The organism is Halodesulfovibrio aestuarii DSM 17919 = ATCC 29578, from assembly GCF_000384815.1.
In the GTDB taxonomy this organism is placed as follows: Bacteria; Desulfobacterota; Desulfovibrionia; order Desulfovibrionales; family Desulfovibrionaceae; genus Halodesulfovibrio; species Halodesulfovibrio aestuarii.
In genome coordinates this window covers 492,939-513,475 of record NZ_ARQF01000021.1, presented here as the reverse complement: position 1 = coordinate 513,475, position 20,537 = coordinate 492,939, and the positions used below count along the sequence as shown (strand labels likewise).

Below are 20,537 nucleotides of genomic sequence, written 5' to 3'. Positions count from 1 at the left end.
TAAAACACCTACTTATCCCGTACCGAAAGTCTGAATCGCTATTTTCAGTAACCGTCCACAGGTATTGATACTCCCCTTTTCAGCTTAACTGCGGACTGGACAGCAATGCTGTTTACTAAATACAAAAAAAGCCTGCTACGTAGCGGGCTTTTTTTTGTATTAACTTTGCTTGCAAAAAAATCACATTTGTTTGGGTATAGGGTTACAAAATGAAACAGCGTCAAACCCAGGAATGAATGTTTGTGTTTTTATATCATACTCATCATAACTAAGGTTATATGACGAATCACTTACACCTGTGGTCACTTGTATTCCGTTAGGCTTAAATTCTATAACCATTGGAATAAGTTCTTCTTCCTCATTCCCGCATAAACTTTCGCGTGTTGCAGGATGCAATACGGTTATCTTACCTGCTAAGTCTTTCGCAATAATTTTTGTATGCATAGCCGTGACACGACGAATGGCACCAGTTTCAAAAAACGCTAATGAATTGTTATCACCTATAACTCCGACAGCATCTTGATCGTACGCAGTTATCTTTCCAATCGGAGTTTTTACTACGGTAGGAACAGCCGGTTCAACAGAAAGAATCCCGCCCGCATGGCTAAATTTTGCTCCTATTCGCGTCTGCACTTTTCCTGCCGGAGTATTTAATGCGATAGTTTCATTGGGCCAAAGAGTTATGCTCTCTACGCTACCCTGCTCATAAAAACTAACATTAATACATTTTGCTCTTACGCTATGGCCACCAATATCTATGGAAATACTCTTGGCAAGAGAGGCTTCATCTTCCTCCCCCCAATACCCAGAGAGCTTTCCGTTAAGAGGAAACACTCTTTTTACGGCACCACTCTCATAAAAGGTGATTAGCTCTGCGGACATTTCACCTATAGGAGTTAACACTGAGCTCTGCGTCTCTAAGGGCAATGAACGTAAAAAACCACTACGGTAAAAAGCTACTGCCTGAAGAGTTTTCTTACGAAGATCGTCTGTAGAATATTGAGGTATAAGACTTCCGGCTTGAGTTGCTACGACACAAGGAGCAACAAACGAACATACGGCAACACTTCCGTTCTCGTACAACTCAACATTTTCACTGGTCACAAATTCTGACACATGTGGTTTGCGCGGTTCCATAAGACAACCTCATTGTTTTAGGATTGTTATTTCCAGCAAAGTTCCGTCCCATTAGAACACTAGAAGAACTTTTTCCTATAAAAACTAAAGAAATATAGCTAACAACAAGCAAAACTAAAGAAAGTACAGCTGCGGCCTCATAATTGATACTTTCCGTATGCTCAAAAATTGCGATAGAGATCACCCGAGTTTGATGAGGAATAGAGCCGCCTATCATTAATGCTACTCCGAATTCCCCAACTGTATGAGCAAAGATAAGTGCTGCTGATGCTGCAATCCCACCACGGCTATTAGGAAGCACTATATAAAAAAAAGTTTGTATATTAGAAAATCCTAGAGCCCGACCTGCTTCTATAAGGCTATCATCAATTTTTTCAAAAGCAGCCTGCATAGGCAATATCCCAAAAGGCAAACTATACAGTAGGGAGCCTATAACTAGTCCGGTAAAAGAAAACGTAAGGGAGAACCCTGTTAGCGATTTCCAAGTACTGCCAACCACAGAGTATGGCCCCATGATGAACAACAGTCCGAACCCTAATACAGTTGGAGGCAAAACCATTGGTAAATTACAGGCGGCTTGTATATAGCGTTTTCCCCGCATATTCCCTTTGGCCAACATATACGCAAGAGGCGTACAGAATAGCAGCAACACTATCATAACAATTGTTGCAAGCTTGAACGTTACCCATAGGGCACTAATGTCTTCACTACTCATAACCGTACCTACTTATAATATAACGTGCTTCCTTGCTTTCAATCCATTTCATAAATCTTTTGGCACTTTCAACGTCACCTGATCGCAAAATACAGGCAGCCTGATTAATTTTATTTGAATTCGGGATATCCCAATATTTCCCCTGCAGACCTTTTTCAGAAAGAGCTTGTGATAATGCGATAAAAGTCGCATCTGCGACGCCCGTATACCCATATTGAAAAGCAGTTCCCACACTTTTGCCAACTGCGATTTTAGATTCAACTTCTGAATATAGCTGTGCACCCCGTAGCGAAGCATCTGCTGTTGCTCCGTATGGCGCTGTTTTAGGATTTGAAATTCCTAAATGCACCAGATGAGGAGAAACAAGTACGTCCGTCCATGTAGGCAGGGACATTAACTCTGGCTTCATAGACCACAATACTGCTTTCCCCTGAGCATAGACCTTAGGTTGCAATGCAATATTTTTATCGAACAACATCGCTGGTCGTTTTTCATCCGCTGCGAAAAAAATATCAAAGGGTGCACCATTAATAATCTGTCCGTATAGCATTCCTGTTGATCCAAATAAACATGTCACCTTTGCTCCTGTTTTTTCATATTCAGCAGCCAGTTTTTTAAGCGTATTTGTAAAGTTGGCAGCACAAGCGATGGAGACTTTCCCAACTTTCGATGTCGCACCTGCTTGCGCGACTACCGCAAAAACCATCAGCAGCAATACACATATAGTAAATTTTTTCTTCAACATAGCGGTACCAACCTTATTAAATGGTTCTTTTTTAAATCAAAAACAACGACTAATGAACTTCAACCCCATGTATTGTCTCTTTCCACACATCACCCAATTCATCTTCAGTTAACGGCCTTTCGAGCTTACAGGACAATTGGCATACTGCTTTCGTCACGTCCGTAATATATTCCTGAGCAAGAGTATTAGCTTCATCCACAAGCCCATACTCATTTAGAGCTATCAGCACAGCACTTCTGCCACTTTTGCTCCCGACACGAATTTTCCTTGTAATCCCTACTTGTTCAAGATCGTAGGGCTCGAATAACTCTGGAGACTTACTCAAAGCGTGTGCATGCAAACCGGACTCGCAAGCAAAGACATCAGTTCCCACAACAGCTTTAGTTCGCGGGATGGATACATGCGCCGCAGAAGCTACAAATTCGCATAACCGCTTTAGAATATCAGGAGCATAACGAGTGTCTTTCTGTTTTATTGCTAAATAAGCGACCAACTCTTCCGTTGCCGCGATTCCTGACCGTTCACCCACCCCAAGAACGCTTATATCGGCATAATCAGCACCACATTCTAACGCAGTGATAGAATTAGCCGTAGCCATACCGAAATCGTCGTGACAGTGAACAGCTATGTCTATACTAAACGCATCCCGAAACCGGTTCATGAGTTTAGCCATAGTAAGAGGTGTTAATTGGCCTAAAGAATCTGCTAGCCTCACACGGGATGCTCCATGCGTTTCTGCTACCAATGCCATCTGTAAAGCGAATAACTCATCAGCTCTCGACACATCTTCCAGCCCAACTGAGATGTAAGGAATGCCACATTCTTTTGCCACATTGATATTTGCGACAAGGCGTTCCAGTAACACTTCCCGCTGCGTGGATAATCTTTTTTCTATATGTAAATCAGACGATGGAACGCCAATGTTTATTCTATCCACGGGCAACTTTGCCACTGCGCGAATGTCAGCTTCTCTACACGGCGACCACACACTCAACTTTATAGAAGATGTTTGACTTCGAGCGTACGTCGAAAACTCAGTCAGCTCACTTTGCCCTATCCACCCCAATTCTATTTCATCTACCCCAACCTGTAATAAGCTGGATAGAATTTGCTTTCGTGTATCTATAGTAAAATATGCACCGAATAACTGAGCACCTTCTCTTAACGTTGTATCTAACAACATAATAACTCCTCATATAAGACCATTTAACCATCGTTAACAACGTCAGATGGCAATTACACGATACTCAGATACAAGCATTAATAGTGCCAACATGCCCATCATCGTAATTCTCACAAAACATAGTGCATCCACACACACCATCTCCCAAATTACACATACCTTTTTGTAGGAAACTACATTTCTGTAGACAGGTTTGTAGGTTCCTACATGCCTATGCTTGTACCTTCTAAGCTCACACAAACGACATAAGACACTTTATTTTAAAGATATTTTTCAAGTTGCAATATTTGGCACGCCATTCGCTTTAAAGAAAACATAGTTGCAATAGGAACCTTACAGACTTGGAGATAAAAATGAGAAAAGTAGCAATCTATGGCAAAGGCGGCATTGGCAAATCTACTACAACACAGAACACAGTAGCAGGTCTTTCCATGCTGGACCGCAAGGTAATGGTTGTTGGTTGCGACCCTAAAGCTGACTCAACCCGTCTCCTGCTTGGTGGATTACAGCAGAAATCAGTGTTGGATACACTTCGTGAAGAAGGTGAAGATGTTGAACTCGAAGACATCCGTAAAGGCGGTTTCGGCGGCACATGGTGCGTAGAATCCGGTGGCCCGGAACCTGGGGTTGGCTGTGCAGGTCGTGGGATCATCACCTCCATTAACATGCTTGAAAACCTCGGTGCTTACGAAGAATCTGAACAGTTAGATTATGTTTTCTATGATGTTCTTGGCGACGTTGTTTGTGGTGGATTCGCGATGCCTATCCGAGATGGCAAAGCAGAAGAAATCTACATCGTCTGCTCTGGTGAAATGATGGCTATGTATGCTGCTAACAACATCTGTAAAGGTGTTATGAAGTACGCGCAGTCCGGCGGCGTTCGCCTTGGCGGCCTCATTTGTAACTCCCGTAATGTTGATAACGAAAAAGAAATGATTGAAGAATTCGCACGCAAGCTTGGAACACAGATGATTTACTTCGTCCCACGTGACAACGACGTACAGCGTGCAGAAATCAACAGAAAAACTGTTCTTGAATGGAATGACACCGTACCGCAGGCAGATGCATATCGAGGATTAGCAAACGCTATTGATCAAAACGAAATGTTTGTGGTCCCGACTCCTTTAGAAATTGAAGAACTGGAAAGCCTGCTGGTAGATTTTGGTCTTATGGAAGTAAGCTAGATCGCAAACCACGAAACACAAGCACAACAACTGCATTATAGCACAGTATAACGCTGCACGGGAGAATGAATATGATGATCATGGTTAAAGCAATAGTCCGTCCTGAAAAAGTAGATGATGTACTTAAGGAACTTATGGACAAGGGTTTTCCTGCAGTAACAAAATTTGCTGTTGCAGGGCGTGGTAAGCAACGAGGCATTAAAATTGGTGAAGTAACATACGACGAGTTGCCTAAAGTAATGCTGTTATGTGCAGTCAAAGCTGAAGATAAAGATTATCTCATTGAAACAATTATGGATGCAGCACGCTCTGGTAAAAAAGGTGCATTTGGTGATGGTAAAATTTTCGTAACACCAGTTGAAGACGTATATACCATCAGCTCTGGTATTAAAGAAGCTTCTCCAGCAGCGGAGGGCTAACAGTATGAAAGAGATTACTGCAGTCGTGCGTATGAACATGATGAACCGCACTAAAAAGGCACTTACAGAACTCGGACTGGATGCATTTTATGCATATGAAGTCCAAGGTAGAGGCAAAGGCTTTGTTAATAAAAAAGTTCTTGCCGGTATGGAAGAAGGCTACGAAGAAGCCGCTGCTGTTCTTGGTGAAAAGGGCAAACTATACCCAAAACGCATGCTTGTAGCAGTTGTCCCGGATAGTGAAGTCGATGACATCGTTCAAACGATTATTGCTGCCAACCAAACAGGTAAGCCCGGCGATGGTAAGATTTTTGTCAGCCCTGTTGATGACGCCGTTCGTGTCAGATCAGGTGAGTGCGGCGAAAAATCTATAGCTTAAGCACCAAGGAGACTAAAAAATGAGTATCAAACCGAAAATGGTGCAGTGGGACCCTACTGATATTAAAAAGGAACTTCTTAAGAAGTATCCACCCAAAGTAGCCCGCAAGCGCGCCAAACAAATAATGATTAACGAAGCAACCGAATGTGAAGCACCACCAGAAATCGTTGCCAACGTCCGTACTATCCCCGGCATTATTACCATGCGCGGTTGCACATACGCCGGTTGTAAGGGCGTTATTATGGGCCCTACACGCGATATCGTTAACATTACACACGGCCCTATCGGTTGCGGCTTCTACTCATGGCTCACTCGCCGTAACCAAACAGATCCAGGCGTGGATGGCGAAAACTACATCCCGTACTGTTTTTCAACAGATATGCAGGATCAGGACATTATCTTTGGCGGTGAAAAAAAGTTAGAGGCTGCGATTCAGGAAGCCTATGACTTGTTCCACCCAAAAGCCATCTGTATCTTCTCCACTTGCCCTGTTGGATTGATTGGTGATGATGTTCATGCTGTCTCCCGAAAAATGAAAGAAAAATTCGGCGACTGCAACGTCTTTGGATTTTCCTGTGAAGGATACAAAGGTGTATCCCAGTCTGCCGGTCACCATATTGCGAACAACCAGGTTTTCACCCACCTTGTAGGTGAAAACAAGGAACCTAAGGAAGGCAAATACAAAATCAACCTCCTTGGTGAATACAATATCGGTGGAGACGGTTTTGAAATTGATCGAATTCTTAAAAAGTGCGGAATTACAAACATCGCAACTTTTTCCGGTAACTCAACATACGATCAGTTTGCCTCTGCCCAACACGCAGACCTCAGCTGTGTAATGTGCCACCGTTCCATTAACTATGTAGCTGACATGCTTGAGACAAAATACGGCATCCCTTGGATTAAGGTTAACTTTATTGGCGCAAAAAGCACCGCAAAGTCACTTCGGAAAATTGCTGAATACTTCAATGATCCAGAATTAGTGAAAAAAGTTAACGACGTCATTGCAGAAGAAATGCCTGAGGTTGAAGCTGCAATCGAAGATATAAAAGAACGCACAGCAGGCAAAACAGCCATGTTATTCGTTGGTGGCTCACGAGCTCACCATTACAATGACCTGTTTGCCGAATTAGGAATGAAAACAATATCTGCCGGGTACGAATTTGGACACAGAGACGACTATGAAGGCCGTCAGGTTATTCCAAATATCAAAGTAGATGCTGATTCTCGTAACATTGAAGAACTGGAAATCACGCCTTCGCCTGATGAGTTCAAAGCCCGTAAGACACCAGCAGAGTTAAAAGCTCTTGAAGATGCAGGTCTCAAATTCAGACATTACGATGGTCTTAATCCGGATTTAGATAAAGGTTCTATCATTATTGATGACCTCAACCAGTACGAAGCGGAAAAGCTTGTTGAACTCTTAAAACCAGATTTGTTCTGCGCAGGTATTAAAGAGAAATTCTCTATCCAGAAGCTTGGAATTCCAATGAAGCAGCTGCACAGCTACGATTCCGGCGGACCATATGCAGGATTTAAAGGCGCAATCAATTTCTACCAAGAAATTGACCGTCTGGTAAACAGCAAGGTCTGGAGCTACATGAAAGCACCTTGGCAGGAAAATCCGGAACTAACCGCCACGTTTGTATGGGAATAAGCAGGGAGAAATAGAATGTTACTTAAACATACACCTACAGAGGTAGCAGAGCGTAAATCTCTGACTATTAACCCCGCCAAAACATGCCAGCCTATTGGCGCAATGTATGCCGCACTCGGTATCAAAGGCTGTCTGCCACATAGTCACGGTTCGCAGGGCTGTTGTTCATACCATCGTTCAACGCTGACTCGGCACTACAAAGAACCTATTTCAGCAGCTACAAGCTCTTTTACTGAAGGTGCATCAGTTTTTGGCGGGCAGGCAAACTTGCTTCAGGCCATTAACAACATCTTTACCGTCTACGACCCCGAGGTGATCGCGGTACACACGACTTGTCTGTCTGAAACCATCGGTGACGATTTAAAACAAATCGCAGCCAAAGCAGTTTCCGAAGGTAAGGTACCGGAAGGTAAAACCATTATTGGTGCTCCAACACCAAGCTATGTCGGCTCCCACGTCACAGGCTTTAGCAACATGGTGAAAGCTATGGCACAGCTGGCAGACGAAACTGATAAGAAAAACGGCAAAGTGAATATCATTCCAGGCTGGGTGGAACCTAGTGACATGGAAGAGATTAAACGCCTTGCATCGCTTATCGGTGTGGATATCACACTATTCCCGGATACTTCCGGCGTTCTTAATACACCTCTCACAGGTCAATACAAAATGTTTCCTGATGGTGGTGTAACAGTAAAAGAACTTAAAGAGTCTGGACAGGCTACAGGAACTCTGGCTCTTGGAGAATGGTGCTCTGCCGAAGCTGCACGCTGGTTAGATGCGAAACACAAAGTTCCTTGTTCTGTTCTCGACATGCCATTTGGTCTCGCAGCTACGGACAGATTCATTGATGCGCTGCGTACTGTTGCGGGAGCAAGCATTCCTGACTCCATTACAACAGAGCGAGGACAGCTTGTGGACCTCATCTCAGACATGCACCAATACTTCTATGGCAAACGCGTAGCTATTTTTGGTGATCCGGATCAGGTCATCTCGATGTGTGAATTCCTTCGTTCCATTGATATGTATCCTGCGTACGTTGTAACAGGTACTCCGGGCAAGAAGTTTGAAAAGCGCATTAAAGAAATAACAGCGGATATGCCTTTTGAAGTAAAAGTAAAAGCAAAAGGTGACATGTTCCTGCTGCATCAGTGGATGAAAAATGAGCCGGTAGATCTTATTATTGGCAACACTTATGGCAAATACATTGCACGAGATGAAGACACTCCATTCCTGCGTTGGGGCTTCCCAATTCTGGACAGACAGGGTCATCAGTACTTCCCTACAGTGGGTTACAAAGGCGGACTGCGCTTACTGGAAAAAATTCTTGATCTTCTATTAGCTCGCAAAGATCGCGATGCTCCTGAAGAGACCTTTGAATTGGTTCTGTAACTCCACACGACAACACTCGTATCCTGCACCGCGCTCCTGTGGTGCAGGATGCCTACTAACCCAACATGAAAGGATTATAGAATGGCCACTCCTGAAAGAATGCTCATCTGCTGCCAAAGCTTTCGTGCTGCTGGTAGTCCCAAAGGCATTTGTCATAAACAAACTGAAGGATTCTTACAGTATATTGAAGAAGAGGCCCTTGACCGTGGGCTAGACGCCCTTGTGATTGCGACAACCTGCCTGAAGCAATGTGAATCCGGCCCTGTCATGGTTATCCAGCCTGAAAACTGGTGGTACAAAGGGGTGAACTCTGAAGAAGCTATTGACGCAATTTTAGACAGCCTCGAAGACGGCGAACCATGCGAAGAATACCTTATGGAATCGTAAAGAAATGAGTCTGCCTCAAGTTACCATACGTGAAGCCAATGAAAACGACCTTACACAGCTATGTGACCTACTCCACATACTTTTCTCCATCGAGGCCGATTTCAAAAGCGATTTTGCGAAACAGGAAAAAGGATTGAAGCTCCTGTTACGCTCACCCACATCGTGTATTCTTGTAGCAGAATCAGACAAAAACACCGTGGGGATGTGCACAGGACAATTACTTGTTTCGACAGCAGAAGGTGGTTTTTCTGTACTGGTTGAAGATGTCGTTGTGCACCCCCATATACAGCACATGGGAATAGGAACATTGCTGTTAAAAGGCATGGAACAATTTGCTCAAAAGTATGGGGCAACACGTTCCCAGCTTTTGGCAGATACAAATAACACTAAGGCTCTAGACTTTTATAACGCAAGAAACTGGAACAAAACACAATTAGTGTGCCTTTCCAAAAAGCACTAATCAACACATTCAAGAAGCAAGTATTCGTGTGAATCAACTAGGGGGAATACCGTGAGTAAAGCCATTTTAGAAGAAAGAAAAGACCAGGTGCACCGTACAGGTCATGGCAATCCTGTTGAAATCGCATGTAACAAAGAATCTCTTGCCGGTGCTGTAAGCCAGCGCGCATGTGTATTTTGCGGCTCCAGAGTTGTGCTCTACCCCATTGCTGACGCACTGCATCTCGTTCATGGCCCTATCGGGTGTGCCGTTTATACATGGGATATCCGCGGTGCATTATCAAGTGGCCCAGAACTGCACCGGCTTTCATTTTCAACAGATTTGCAAGAACTGGATGTTGTTTTTGGCGGTGAAGAAAAACTTACTGCGGCTCTTGATGAACTTATAGACAGACACAAGCCTAAAGCTGCTTTTGTTTATTCAACATGCATAGTTGGCATCATTGGTGATGACCTTGAAGCCGTTTGCAAAGAAATGAGCCTGAAAAAGAAAATCCCAGTACTACCTGTTATGTCTGAAGGTTTTAAAGGCAACAAACGTGCAGGATACCTAGCAGCTTGCAAGGCTATGTTTCAGCTTGTCGGAACTCAAGATATTTCTGATGTGCCAAAACTTTCAGTGAACATCTTAGGCGACTTCAACCTTGCTGGCGAAATTTGGATTATTAGAAAATATTTTGAGCGAATGGGGATTACGGTCGTTGCAAACATTACCGGTGACGGTCGCGTAGAAGATATCGGACGTTGCCACGGAGCGTCCCTCAACCTTGTACAGTGCTCCGGTGCGACACTCGATTTAGCAAAAATGCTGCAAGAGACCTACGGCACTCCGTTTATTCGTGTCTCATATATTGGCATAGAGGATATGGCAGACTCCCTCTACCAGATCTCCGATTTCTTTAAAGAGATAGATCCGACAATTGTTGAAAAGACAGAAACTCTTGTACGTGAAGAATTGTCCACACTCATGCCTGAAATTGCCCGCTATCGCAAAGACTTAGAAGGGAAAAAAGTGGCCATGTATGTCGGCGGATCTTTTAAAGCATTTTCACTAATTAAAGCTTTTCGACACTTAGGTATGAAGGTTGTTGTATGCGGATCACAAACTGGCACTAAAGAAGATTACAATGAACTGGCCGAGATTGCAGACCCGGACACCATTTTAGTTGACGACGCCAACCCTTTGGAACTTGCAGAATTTATTAAAGAAAAAAATGTTGATTTATTTGTAGGCGGCGTAAAAGAACGCCCCATAGCATACAAACTGGGCGTAGGCTTTTGTGATCATAACCATGAACGGAAAGAAGCGCTTGGTGGGTTTGAAGGAATGTTGAACTTCGCAAAGGAAGTACATTCTTCAGTGATGAGTCCCGTATGGAATTTTGTCCCGAGGCGTGCGAACCGCAATAAGGGAGTAAACAAGGAGACGGGCAATGTCTAAGACCAGTAATTATGTATCTACAACTAATGCTTGTAAATTATGTACACCGTTGGGTGCCTCACTGGCTTTTCGAGGCGTGGAAGGCGGTATTCCCTTCCTGCATGGTTCACAGGGCTGTGCCACATACATGCGCCGTTACATTATCAGTCACTTCCGCGAATCAATAGACATCGCGTCCTCTGCCCTTGGTGAAAAAAACGCTATTTACGGCGGCGGCCCCAATTTGAAAAAGGGCATTCTAAACGTGATGATAAAGTACGAACCCAAAGTGGTTGGCGTTGCAACAACATGCCTTACAGAAACGATTGGTGACAATGTCCCGATGTTTCTTTCTGAATTTAAAAAAGAATTTAGCGAATTACCACTTCCGGAAATAGTACAAGTAGCTACTCCAAGCTATAACGGCACACACACCGACGGTTGGCACGGAGCCGTACAGGCAATAACGGAACAACTCTGTCTTGAAAAAACGTCTGCTTCCGACACTGTTAACATTTTGCCTAATATGGTTTCCTGTGAAGACATTCGCCATCTAAGAGAGATTTGCGAAGACTTTGAAATAGCATCAACCATCCTGCCGGACATTTCAGAAACATTGGACGGTATAACTCTCGAGGATTATGTCAAGATCCCTACGGGTGGTACCCCTCTTAAAGATATTAAAAAGATGTCCGGTTCAAAGGCAACTATTGAGTTTGGGCGTTGCCTTCCTGAAAAAACTGGCGGAGCCAGCTTACAGGAACGATTTAAAACTCCAAACTACCGCATTGGGCTGCCTATAGGATTGCGTGAAAGTGATGTGTTCTTTGAAACACTCAGCAAAATATCCGGAAAAAAAATACCGAGACGCTACGAGCAGCAGCGTGGAAGACTCGTAGACGCCTTCGTCGATGGTCATAAATATGTTTTTGGAAAACGTGCAGTTGTGTACGGAGAAGAAGATCTGGTGACCGGATTGTGCTCATTTTTAACAGAAATTGGCATAGACGTTATTCTGGTAGGTACTGGTTCTAAAAACAAAAATTTGGAAACTCACATTAAAGACATCACGCGAGATGTGGCGACATGTGTACCAGAAGTCCACGAAGGTGTAGATTTCTTTGATATTGCAGCGCGGGCTGAAGAGTTAAAACCAGATATCCTTATCGGACATTCCAAGGGATATCAGTACGCAAAAGCCTGGGATATTCCTTTGATCCGAGTTGGTTTCCCTATCCACGACAGATTTGGTGGTCAAAGAACAAAACATATTGGATACGAAGGCACTCTTTCCTTACTTGACCGTATAATAAACGCTCTTCTTGAGAAAAAACAGAACGACAGCCCTGTTGGATATGGTTATCTGTAATAATTAAAAATCTATTTACCCTCTCAAATTGCTGTCATGCAGTAATCTCAGATAGATTTTACGAAAAAGATATAGGTGCATTGCAATGAAAGATACAACAAAACATCCATGCTTTAATAAAGAAAATGCAGGCAGCTGCGGAAGAGTTCATTTACCGGTAGCACCAAAGTGCAACATACAGTGTAACTACTGTAACAGAAAATACGACTGTGTTAACGAATCCCGCCCCGGCGTTACCAGCAGCATACTTAAACCGTTTCAGGCTGCTGAATACATGGACGCTGTGCTGGAAAAAGAGCCACGTATCACAGTTGCAGGCATTGCCGGCCCCGGTGACCCGTTTGCTAACCCGCAAGAAGTATTGGAAACTATGCGTCTGCTTAATAAAAAGCACCCGCATCTCCTGTTTTGCCTCTCTACAAACGGTATGGGAATCCTGCCTTACCTTGACGACATTGCCGAACTGGGAGTGTCCCATGTGACCATTACTATGAGTGCTGTAGATCCTGCAATTGGTGCAAAAATTTACTCTTGGGTACAGGATGGAAACACTATCCACTATGGAGAAGAAGGCGCAAAGCTTTTACTTGATCGCCAGTTGAAAGCAATTAAGGGTTTAAAAGATCGGAATATCATCGTAAAAATAAATTCCATTGCCATCCCGGGAATTAACGACGACCATCTTTTAGAAGTAGCTAAGGTGGCATCTGAACTTGGTGCTGACATTCAAAATATTATTCCACTGAAGCCAACCGCAGATACGCTTTTTGCTGATATTGAAGAACCGAACCACAACCTGATCGGGCCGCTTCGAAAAGCAGCAACTCCATATATTAAACAAATGACACACTGCAAACGCTGCCGCGCAGATGCTGTCGGGTTACTTTCTAAAGACCAATCAGCTTCACTGTGTGGAACCTTGCAAGCGTGTGCACAACATAAACCACTGGAACTGGAAAAGCCCCGCCCATACGTGGCTATTTCCTCCCGAGAAGGTTTACTTATAAATCAGCACTTTGGAGAAACAAAATCGTTTTATATCTGGGGTGAAGACCAAAAAGGAAACTTCAGTCTTATTGAAGAACGTAAAGTTCCTCCTAAAGCCTGTGGGCCAAAGCGTTGGGAAGAACTCGCCCTCCTTCTTAATGATTGCCGCACTGTGTTAACAGCAGCAATTGGCGAAACCCCGAAGGTCTACTTAGAAGAACATGGAATATCTTCACATACATTGAGTGGACTTATCCAAGATGGATTAGAAGCTGTATATCATACGGGCAACATCGAGTCTTTAAAATGCCGACGTGCTGGCATTGCTGGTGGGTGTCAGGGAACAGGGACAGCGTGTGGCTAACTTAGCAGCGTTGCATTTCCTCCCTAAAATAAAAAGCCATCGTTTGGTAGAGGACAACTCTATCAAACGATGGCTTTGTATTATCTTGCGTTTATCAACCGTGGCCTGCAACCAGTTCAATTACAGTATCGAGTCAATCAAGTGAATTTAAGTTTCTACTAACCTATTTCTTTATCTTTTTCGAAGTCGTGCTCTACCTATAGCTATAGCCTCTTCCAAACGATAACGTTTTACGCGATATCCCATTTGGCGAGCCGTAAGACCTAAACTTTCAGCGGCCTTGTATTGAATCCAATCATTATCTTCTAACGCATACAATATTTCGTTTTTTTCTAAGTCTTGCAGGGAAGCATGCTGTGGACGCATCGGCTTATTTTTATCTAAAGCAAGTAAACAGGCCGTTCCATCAACAACTTCATGCTCATGCATTGGAGTAATAGACTCTAAATACGGTGCAATAAATTCAAGCGAAATATACTCTGAATCAGACATGATAACGAGGCGTTCAATAAGGTTTTCCATTTCACGAACATTACCCGGCCACTCATATTGGATAAGGGCATCCAGAGCGCCTGCCGTGAATGTGACTGTACGCCCATAGTTCTGTGCCGCTTTCTGTAAAAAATGGTTCAATAACCCTGTAATATCTTCGCGACGCTCACAAAGAGCTGGAATTACAACGGGGAAAATATTCAGCCTATAGTATAAATCAAGGCGGAATTCGTTTTGCTCTACCAGCTTTCCCAAATCCTTATTCGTTGCCGTAATAATACGGATATCTACAGTTCGTGTTTTATTAGACCCAAGCCTCTCCAGTTCTTTTTCCTGCAGTACCCGAAGCAGCTTTGCTTGCAAATTTAAGGGAAGTTCTCCAATTTCATCAAGGAATATGGTTCCGCAGTCAGCCTCCTCAAAACGACCTTGCCGACTGGAAGTTGCGCCGGTAAAAGCCCCCTTTTCATAACCAAAGAGTTCCGCTTCAAGTAAATTTTCCGGAATAGAGGCACAGTTGATCTTAACAAAAGGGTGCCCGTCTCTATCAGACAATTCATGTATGATACGCGCAATTAATGTCTTACCAACGCCAGACTCACCAAGCAGTAGAACTGTAGCCCTCGTTGGGGCAACTCGTTCTATTTGCCTTTGCACTTCCATCATGGCGGAACTTTTCCCAACAATATATAATCCCTTATTTTGCTGAGAAATTTGATAACGTAAGGAAGCATTTTCTCGTTTGAATACGGCTTCGCGCTCCATTACTTTTTTATTAAGGCTCAGAAACTGCCCAATAAGTGTTGCTACTATTTTTAAAAAATCTATATCTTCTTCAATAGAGACATGATCATCAAAAAATCTGTCAACATTTAGAACACCAATAGGATCACCCTGCAAAACGATTGGCACCCCGATAAAAGATGTCATTCCCCTTTGGAGTTTTCGCGCACCAGTCTTGTCTAAAAAAAGAGGCTCCTTACTAATGTCAGGCACATAAAAAGGTTCATTTGATCTAAAAATCTTCCCAGTTACTCCCTCATCCAAACGGTACACACCACGCTGTTTTTCCTCTAAAGTTAAACCATATGATGCATTAATTGTAAGTTGCTGAATTTCTGGGTCATATAATGTTACGGTTGCTCGTTGCATACTTAATTTTTCAGAAAGCATGCACAGCACCCCATCAAGAGCAGCTTCAAGATCTAAAGCTCGTTCCATGGTTTCGCAAATAGCAAGTAATGCTGAAAATTTGAGTATATGTATTCGAGATCGCATGCACACACTCATGCATTTTCTGTCCCATCATTTTTTTATCTTTATATATCAGCAAATTAAAGTTAAACCTCTTTCACCTAGCATGTAGTCTTCCCAAAAACAAAAAGTTTGATTGACATATTTGTCATTTTTTCAATTTTCTATACGTTTTCTGCTTATATTTTACTATAAGCAGTATCATCATAAACTAAAAATTGTATGAGATTACATAAGCGAACATTATTTCTTAATGTCGAGAAGCATAATTAGATACACACAGATATATAAAACAACTTTTATATCAAGAATTATTTTGGTTTTATATTAGCTACTTAAATTATACTTATTTTTATCTTGCGGGATAGCCAGGGCACATCTCAGACATTAAGAACAAACCAAGAATTTAATCACAACCGAGCGCAAAGGTCCGTTTTACAATTTTGTAAAACGGACCTTTGCTAAGACAAAAAATTTTCCCCGTCAAAAAAAATCGCTAACTCTGACCACAAAAAACTGCACAAGGTAATCTCCATTATCCCTGCTCTAGAGCCATTGAAATGAAAAAACTCCGCAGTACAATGCTGAACTGCGGAGTTTTCTTTATTTCATACTATTCTCACTGTGGATTAACAGATCAAGACATCAGGCATTAAAGCACACTTCCGCCCACAGACTAGCACCAAAGGCACCGCACATATCAGGCTCTTCAGCAATGCAGATAGACTCTGCCCCACCAAACTCTTCATGTAACAGTTTACGGATACAGGCATTATTTGCAACACCACCAGAAAAAACTAACGGAAAAGCAAGCCCAACCCGCTTCAACATTGAACCAGTTCGCCGGACGACAGACTTGTGCAATGCCAATGCAATATCCTCAGGCCGAACCCCCTGTGCCATTAACGAAGTAGCTTCCGTTTCCGCAAAAACAGTACACATACTATTAATCAACGGAGGCTGATTCCCCAGCAAAGCGTATGGACCAAAATTTTCAATATCCACTTGAAAAACATTCGCAGTGTGTTCTAAAAATTTTCCTGTACCAGCAGCACATCGATCATTCATTTCAAACCGGACGACACCGCCCTTGGAGTTCAACAAAATGGCCTTTGTGTCCTGCCCGCCAATATCCAAAACGGTTTGAGCTTCAGGAAATAACGCATGAGCACCCAAAGCATGAGCTTTAATTTCCGTAATAGCACCAACTGAATATGGTAAATCGAGAGTTTTAACCAACTCCCGTCCATACCCGGTTGCGACTAAATACTCTGGAGAATGCCCTTCAAGCAGTCTCTTACATTGCTCTAACGGAGAAAACGTAGTGGGTAACTGAGCGCGATGCACGACGAAACCGCCCTCCTGCAACACAAACTCCGTTGACCGCGAGCCTATATCAATGCCGCCAAACATACTTAGTCTAACATCTCAACAAAAGCTTCGACACGCGTCTTCAGCTGTTCAACATCTTCCATACTATAGCCAGTTTCCACACTCAGCATAGGAATGCCCTTCTGAGATAGAACATCCTGCAATTTAATTGCCTCATGTGCATATGGCTGGCAGAAAGATAAAGCATAATGAACCACACCGTCCGCATTCAGATCTTTAACCATATTTTGCACATTAACCATGCGTTCATCATTCGGAGTAAAACATGCACAGTCAATTTTCATATAGCGATCGACAAGCGCATCAAGCATGCCTTCAATAGTATCGGCTGAATCATCTACAAGATCACGAACATTTCGGGAACCAATACAAGACTCTTCTCCCACTATAACAGCATTGGAACTTTCCATTACGTATGGCAACTTCCAGTTCGGAACTGCCATAGGACAACCAGAAAGTAACAGGCGTTTCGTGCCCGCAGGTACAACACCGCCACCTTGCGCAATACGTTCTTCAATCTGATCACAAAGGGTATTGATAGATTGCGTGAAACGCTCTGGTTCGTCGTAAAAAGAAACCTGATTAATCAGCAACGCATCACGGCCGGAAATTGGTGCAGGGTCTGCCGCTCTTAAACGGGAAAGTCTCTGAAGGGCTTTTCGTTTTTCGTTCACAACAGAAATAGACTTACGCAAGTTTTCAACAGTAATTTTTACGCCTGTAAGTTCTTCCAATGCTTCTTTGTAGCGGAGCACCTCAGCTTTAAAAAGCTGCTTAGCGTCTGTTGTTTTTGTCTGTGGAACTTCCATCACATGCATCGGTACGAGTTTTCCGAATGCTTCGTATGCTTTTTTCTTTCCATCACAGGTTGTTTCACCAACAACCAAGTCACATGACTCTGTGAACGGGCAAATCCGGGCAAGCTTGAACCCGATAAAAGATTTAATGAGTGCACAGGTATTACGCGGTACGAGTTTTTCAGCTTCATCAGTACCAGCATCGGCACCGGAACAAAGCCCCACATGAATGGCGTTAGCTGCCAGAGTGAGCTCTTCCGGAACAAAGACACAAAAAGTTCCAATAACTTTTTTTCCAGTAGCCTTAGCGTCCTGAATCTCTTTAATTCGCAGCCCATGAACTTCTGAAAGAACAAAATCCAGATATTCCATCCCATTCAGTCTGTTTTCCTGTGAAAGGTAAATGTCACCATAAAATTTACCTAAAACCTCCAGCAAGCCTTCATGTGCAGAAATATCTAAATTCAGTTTTTCCCACATTTCGGTATGTGCAGCATCACTCATAACAACCTCCTAAGATTGATATCATTACAAGTACACACCCGACATGGGATAAACAAATTGATAAAAACTATTAAGTTAAACGATATCAATAGATATAACCAATAGAAAATCACCCTCTTCAGCCAAGCTTCATTCATTTTTGAAAAAAGCCTCCACATATCAAACATAAAAAATCCGCAAACGCCTTCACACCCGCCCAAAAGAACGCCAAGTTTTTTGGGGCCGCCATCCGTACAAAAAAGCTTCGACATTCCATGACGTCCAACCTTCAACAAATAAGGAAAAATTGAATGCCTAAAAATCAAATAGCAACAAAAAAACATTTCCAACCGCAGTGTGAGACTCTTTGAGACACCTCAAGCTATAATGAACCAATTATAAATCTCATAATAGCAGTAAGAAACTGTAGTCATACTCCTTATAAATGCCTGAACTCAATACTCAGCGCTTTATCCCCTACCATAAAGGTAGAAAAAGCCCATTCCAACATTAGAAACAAAGCAAAATAAAAAAAACTAAATTCATTTAAAGCAAAATAATAACTTTTAAACACAACAGCAATACAAAAGAAACCGTTTTCACTACAGTATTATAGTAATACAACACTTATCAATACAACTTTACCCTGCTTTTTCTTTATCTTTTGCAAATACAAGATTCAATGTATCCGGTTACACTTTTTTTATTAAAAAAAAATGTTACAGCATTGTGGCAAACTATCGACAAAAGCGTTGCAACATCGGTTTTTTTTTAGTAGCCCGTCTGTTGCATTGATTTTAAAGTCACATGCACACTTTAGTTGCCAACTTTTTATTAATTAATTGCTGCTCTATACCTTTAACCTATTGGAGAGAGAGGATGATTGGTATCTTCAAGCCGGCACCGCACATTGAGCGCGTGCCAGAAGAGCGAATTGATGCAGAATACAAAAAAAACAAAATGAAAGTTTTTCTTGGTATTTTCATCGGTTACGCTGCATTTTACCTTGTACGTAAAAACTTTGCACTTGCAATCCCTGACATTCTTAAAGAGTACCCAGAGTACACAAAAGCAATGCTCGGAACTGCAATGACAGGTCTGTCTATTGCGTACGGTGTATCTAAATTTGTTATGGGTTCAATTTCAGATAGAAGTAACCCTAAATACTTCCTCCCATGTGGACTGCTTCTTTCTTGTGCCATTCTTGCCTTTACCGGCCTGAACAAATGGGTGTTTGAAAGCGTAACCCTTCTTGTTGTACTTATGACTCTGAACGGCTGGGTTCAGGGCATGGGTTGGCCTCCTTGTGGCAAAACTATGGTTCACTGGTACTCCACTAAAGAGCGCGGCATGACCGTTGCTGTTTGGAACGTTGCACACAACATCGGTGGCGCTCTTGTTGCTAACCTCGCATTCCTCGGTGTTATGATGTTCAACGACTGGGGTGCAAAATTCTACTTCAACGCAGCAGTCGCAGCTGGACTCGCATTCATCACATTCTTCCTTCTGCGCGATACTCCACAGTCTTGTGGACTTCCAAGTGTTGAAGAATACCGTAACGACTACCCTGAAGGCTACGATGCTAAGAAACACGAAGAAACCTTTACTTTTAAAGAAATCTTCTTCGAACACATTCTTACTAACAAATACCTCTGGGCAATCGCTATTGCTAACGCATTCTGCTACTTTGTGCGTTACGGTGTAGTTGACTGGATTCCTACTTACCTTCAGGAAGTTAAAGGCTACTCCTTTAAAGAGTCTTCTATTGCGTGGTCTCTCTTTGAATATGCTGCTATCCCTGGTACCATCGTATGTGGCTGGCTGTCAGATAAAGTATTCAAAGGCAAACGTGCTCCTGCAACCATGCTCTTCATGGCGCTGACACTGGTGTTCGTTGTCGTATACTGGTTCAACCTCAGCGGTCCTAAATGGATCGATTACGTGGCTCTCGTTGCTATTGGCTTCCTCGTATACGGTCCAATCATGATCATTGGTCTCCATGCACTCGACCTCGTTCCTAAAAAAGCTGCTGGCACCGCTGCTGGCTTTACAGGCTTCTTCGGTTACGTGTTCGGTTCCGCTATTGCCGGTTCCGGTGTAGGCTGGATTGCTGACCATTTTGCATGGCGTGGTGTATTCATTACCATGGTAGCATGTTGTGTACTCACAATTGTCTTCAGTGCATTCACCCTTGGTCACAAAGCTGAGTCCAACGAAGCAGCAAAATAACTGTGGCAAAAGCCCTTCTCTGTTCTTCACAGACAGATAAGGCATAGTAAATAAAAAAGCCCCGCTTCATATCATGAAGCGGGGCTTTTTTATCTA

Annotated in this window: 18 protein-coding genes; 11 read left to right on the top strand and 7 right to left on the bottom strand. The window is 42.9% G+C overall.

The window, feature by feature from the left end; all coding sequences use genetic code 11:
• Positions 1-180: 180 nt before the first annotated feature.
• Genes F461_RS17925 through F461_RS0113205 form a run of 4 tightly spaced genes read right to left on the bottom strand, consistent with a single transcriptional unit; the run spans position 181 to position 3,780 of the window.
• Positions 181-1,137, bottom strand: a complete 957-nt coding sequence (locus tag F461_RS17925; protein ID WP_020001636.1) for a hypothetical protein — start codon at positions 1,135-1,137, stop codon at positions 181-183.
• The gene (gene modB / locus F461_RS17920; protein WP_020001635.1) at positions 1,094-1,852 is read right to left on the bottom strand and encodes a molybdate ABC transporter permease subunit; all 759 of its coding nucleotides are present in this window, start codon (positions 1,850-1,852) and stop codon (positions 1,094-1,096) included. Before modB ends, F461_RS17925 begins: the two co-directional genes overlap by 44 nt.
• Entirely contained in the window at positions 1,845-2,597 is a 753-nt protein-coding gene (gene modA, locus F461_RS0113210; RefSeq protein ID WP_020001634.1) for a molybdate ABC transporter substrate-binding protein, read from the bottom strand. Before modA ends, modB begins: the two co-directional genes overlap by 8 nt.
• Positions 2,598-2,646: 49 nt before the next feature.
• Positions 2,647-3,780: a LeuA family protein gene (locus tag F461_RS0113205; RefSeq protein WP_020001633.1), complete on the bottom strand. Its 1,134-nt coding sequence runs from the start codon at positions 3,778-3,780 to the stop codon at positions 2,647-2,649.
• Between the two features lie 353 nt (positions 3,781-4,133).
• Between F461_RS0113205 and nifH the strand changes: the two genes are divergently transcribed.
• The 10 genes from nifH to F461_RS0113155 all read left to right on the top strand — a co-directional run bounded on the left by nifH (position 4,134) and on the right by F461_RS0113155 (position 13,794).
• On the top strand, positions 4,134-4,964 hold the full coding sequence (nifH, locus tag F461_RS0113200; protein ID WP_020001632.1) for a nitrogenase iron protein: 831 nt from the start codon (positions 4,134-4,136) through the stop codon (positions 4,962-4,964).
• Positions 4,965-5,035: 71 nt separating this feature from the next.
• Positions 5,036-5,383, top strand: coding sequence for a P-II family nitrogen regulator (locus tag F461_RS0113195; RefSeq protein ID WP_020001631.1), 348 nt, complete (start codon positions 5,036-5,038; stop codon positions 5,381-5,383).
• 4 nt (positions 5,384-5,387) lie between these two features.
• A complete protein-coding gene (locus F461_RS0113190) occupies positions 5,388-5,762 on the top strand; it encodes a P-II family nitrogen regulator (protein ID WP_020001630.1) in 375 nt (124 codons plus the stop codon).
• Positions 5,763-5,781: 19 nt separating this feature from the next.
• A complete protein-coding gene (gene nifD / locus F461_RS0113185; RefSeq protein WP_020001629.1) occupies positions 5,782-7,419 on the top strand; it encodes a nitrogenase molybdenum-iron protein alpha chain in 1,638 nt (545 codons plus the stop codon).
• Positions 7,420-7,434: 15 nt separating this feature from the next.
• Positions 7,435-8,808, top strand: a complete 1,374-nt coding sequence (gene nifK / locus F461_RS0113180) for a nitrogenase molybdenum-iron protein subunit beta (RefSeq protein WP_020001628.1) — start codon at positions 7,435-7,437, stop codon at positions 8,806-8,808.
• An 81-nt stretch (positions 8,809-8,889) separates the two neighbouring features.
• Complete coding sequence (locus F461_RS0113175; protein WP_020001627.1) at positions 8,890-9,195, top strand: (2Fe-2S) ferredoxin domain-containing protein; 306 nt, start codon at positions 8,890-8,892, stop codon at positions 9,193-9,195.
• Positions 9,196-9,199: 4 nt separating this feature from the next.
• Positions 9,200-9,655: a GNAT family N-acetyltransferase gene (locus F461_RS0113170; protein WP_020001626.1), complete on the top strand. Its 456-nt coding sequence runs from the start codon at positions 9,200-9,202 to the stop codon at positions 9,653-9,655.
• Between the two features lie 51 nt (positions 9,656-9,706).
• On the top strand, positions 9,707-11,095 hold the full coding sequence (gene nifE / locus F461_RS0113165) for a nitrogenase iron-molybdenum cofactor biosynthesis protein NifE (RefSeq protein WP_020001625.1): 1,389 nt from the start codon (positions 9,707-9,709) through the stop codon (positions 11,093-11,095).
• Positions 11,088-12,443: a nitrogenase component 1 gene (locus tag F461_RS0113160; protein WP_020001624.1), complete on the top strand. Its 1,356-nt coding sequence runs from the start codon at positions 11,088-11,090 to the stop codon at positions 12,441-12,443. Before nifE ends, F461_RS0113160 begins: the two co-directional genes overlap by 8 nt.
• An 85-nt stretch (positions 12,444-12,528) precedes the next feature.
• A complete protein-coding gene (locus F461_RS0113155) occupies positions 12,529-13,794 on the top strand; it encodes a radical SAM protein (RefSeq protein ID WP_020001623.1) in 1,266 nt (421 codons plus the stop codon).
• Between the two features lie 171 nt (positions 13,795-13,965).
• Here the strand turns inward: F461_RS0113155 and F461_RS0113150 are convergent, their stop codons facing one another.
• The 3 genes from F461_RS0113150 to F461_RS0113140 form a co-directional block, all read right to left on the bottom strand.
• The gene (locus tag F461_RS0113150; protein WP_020001622.1) at positions 13,966-15,564 is read right to left on the bottom strand and encodes a sigma-54-dependent Fis family transcriptional regulator; all 1,599 of its coding nucleotides are present in this window, start codon (positions 15,562-15,564) and stop codon (positions 13,966-13,968) included.
• Positions 15,565-16,185: 621 nt separating this feature from the next.
• Complete coding sequence (locus tag F461_RS0113145) at positions 16,186-16,953, bottom strand: acyl-CoA dehydratase activase (protein WP_020001621.1); 768 nt, start codon at positions 16,951-16,953, stop codon at positions 16,186-16,188.
• A gap of 2 nt (positions 16,954-16,955) precedes the next feature.
• The gene (locus F461_RS0113140; RefSeq protein ID WP_020001620.1) at positions 16,956-18,233 is read right to left on the bottom strand and encodes a double-cubane-cluster-containing anaerobic reductase; all 1,278 of its coding nucleotides are present in this window, start codon (positions 18,231-18,233) and stop codon (positions 16,956-16,958) included.
• An 858-nt stretch (positions 18,234-19,091) separates the two neighbouring features.
• Here F461_RS0113140 and pgtP point away from each other — a divergent pair.
• On the top strand, positions 19,092-20,441 hold the full coding sequence (pgtP, locus tag F461_RS0113130) for a phosphoglycerate transporter protein PgtP (protein WP_020001618.1): 1,350 nt from the start codon (positions 19,092-19,094) through the stop codon (positions 20,439-20,441).
• Positions 20,442-20,537: the final 96 nt, after the last annotated feature.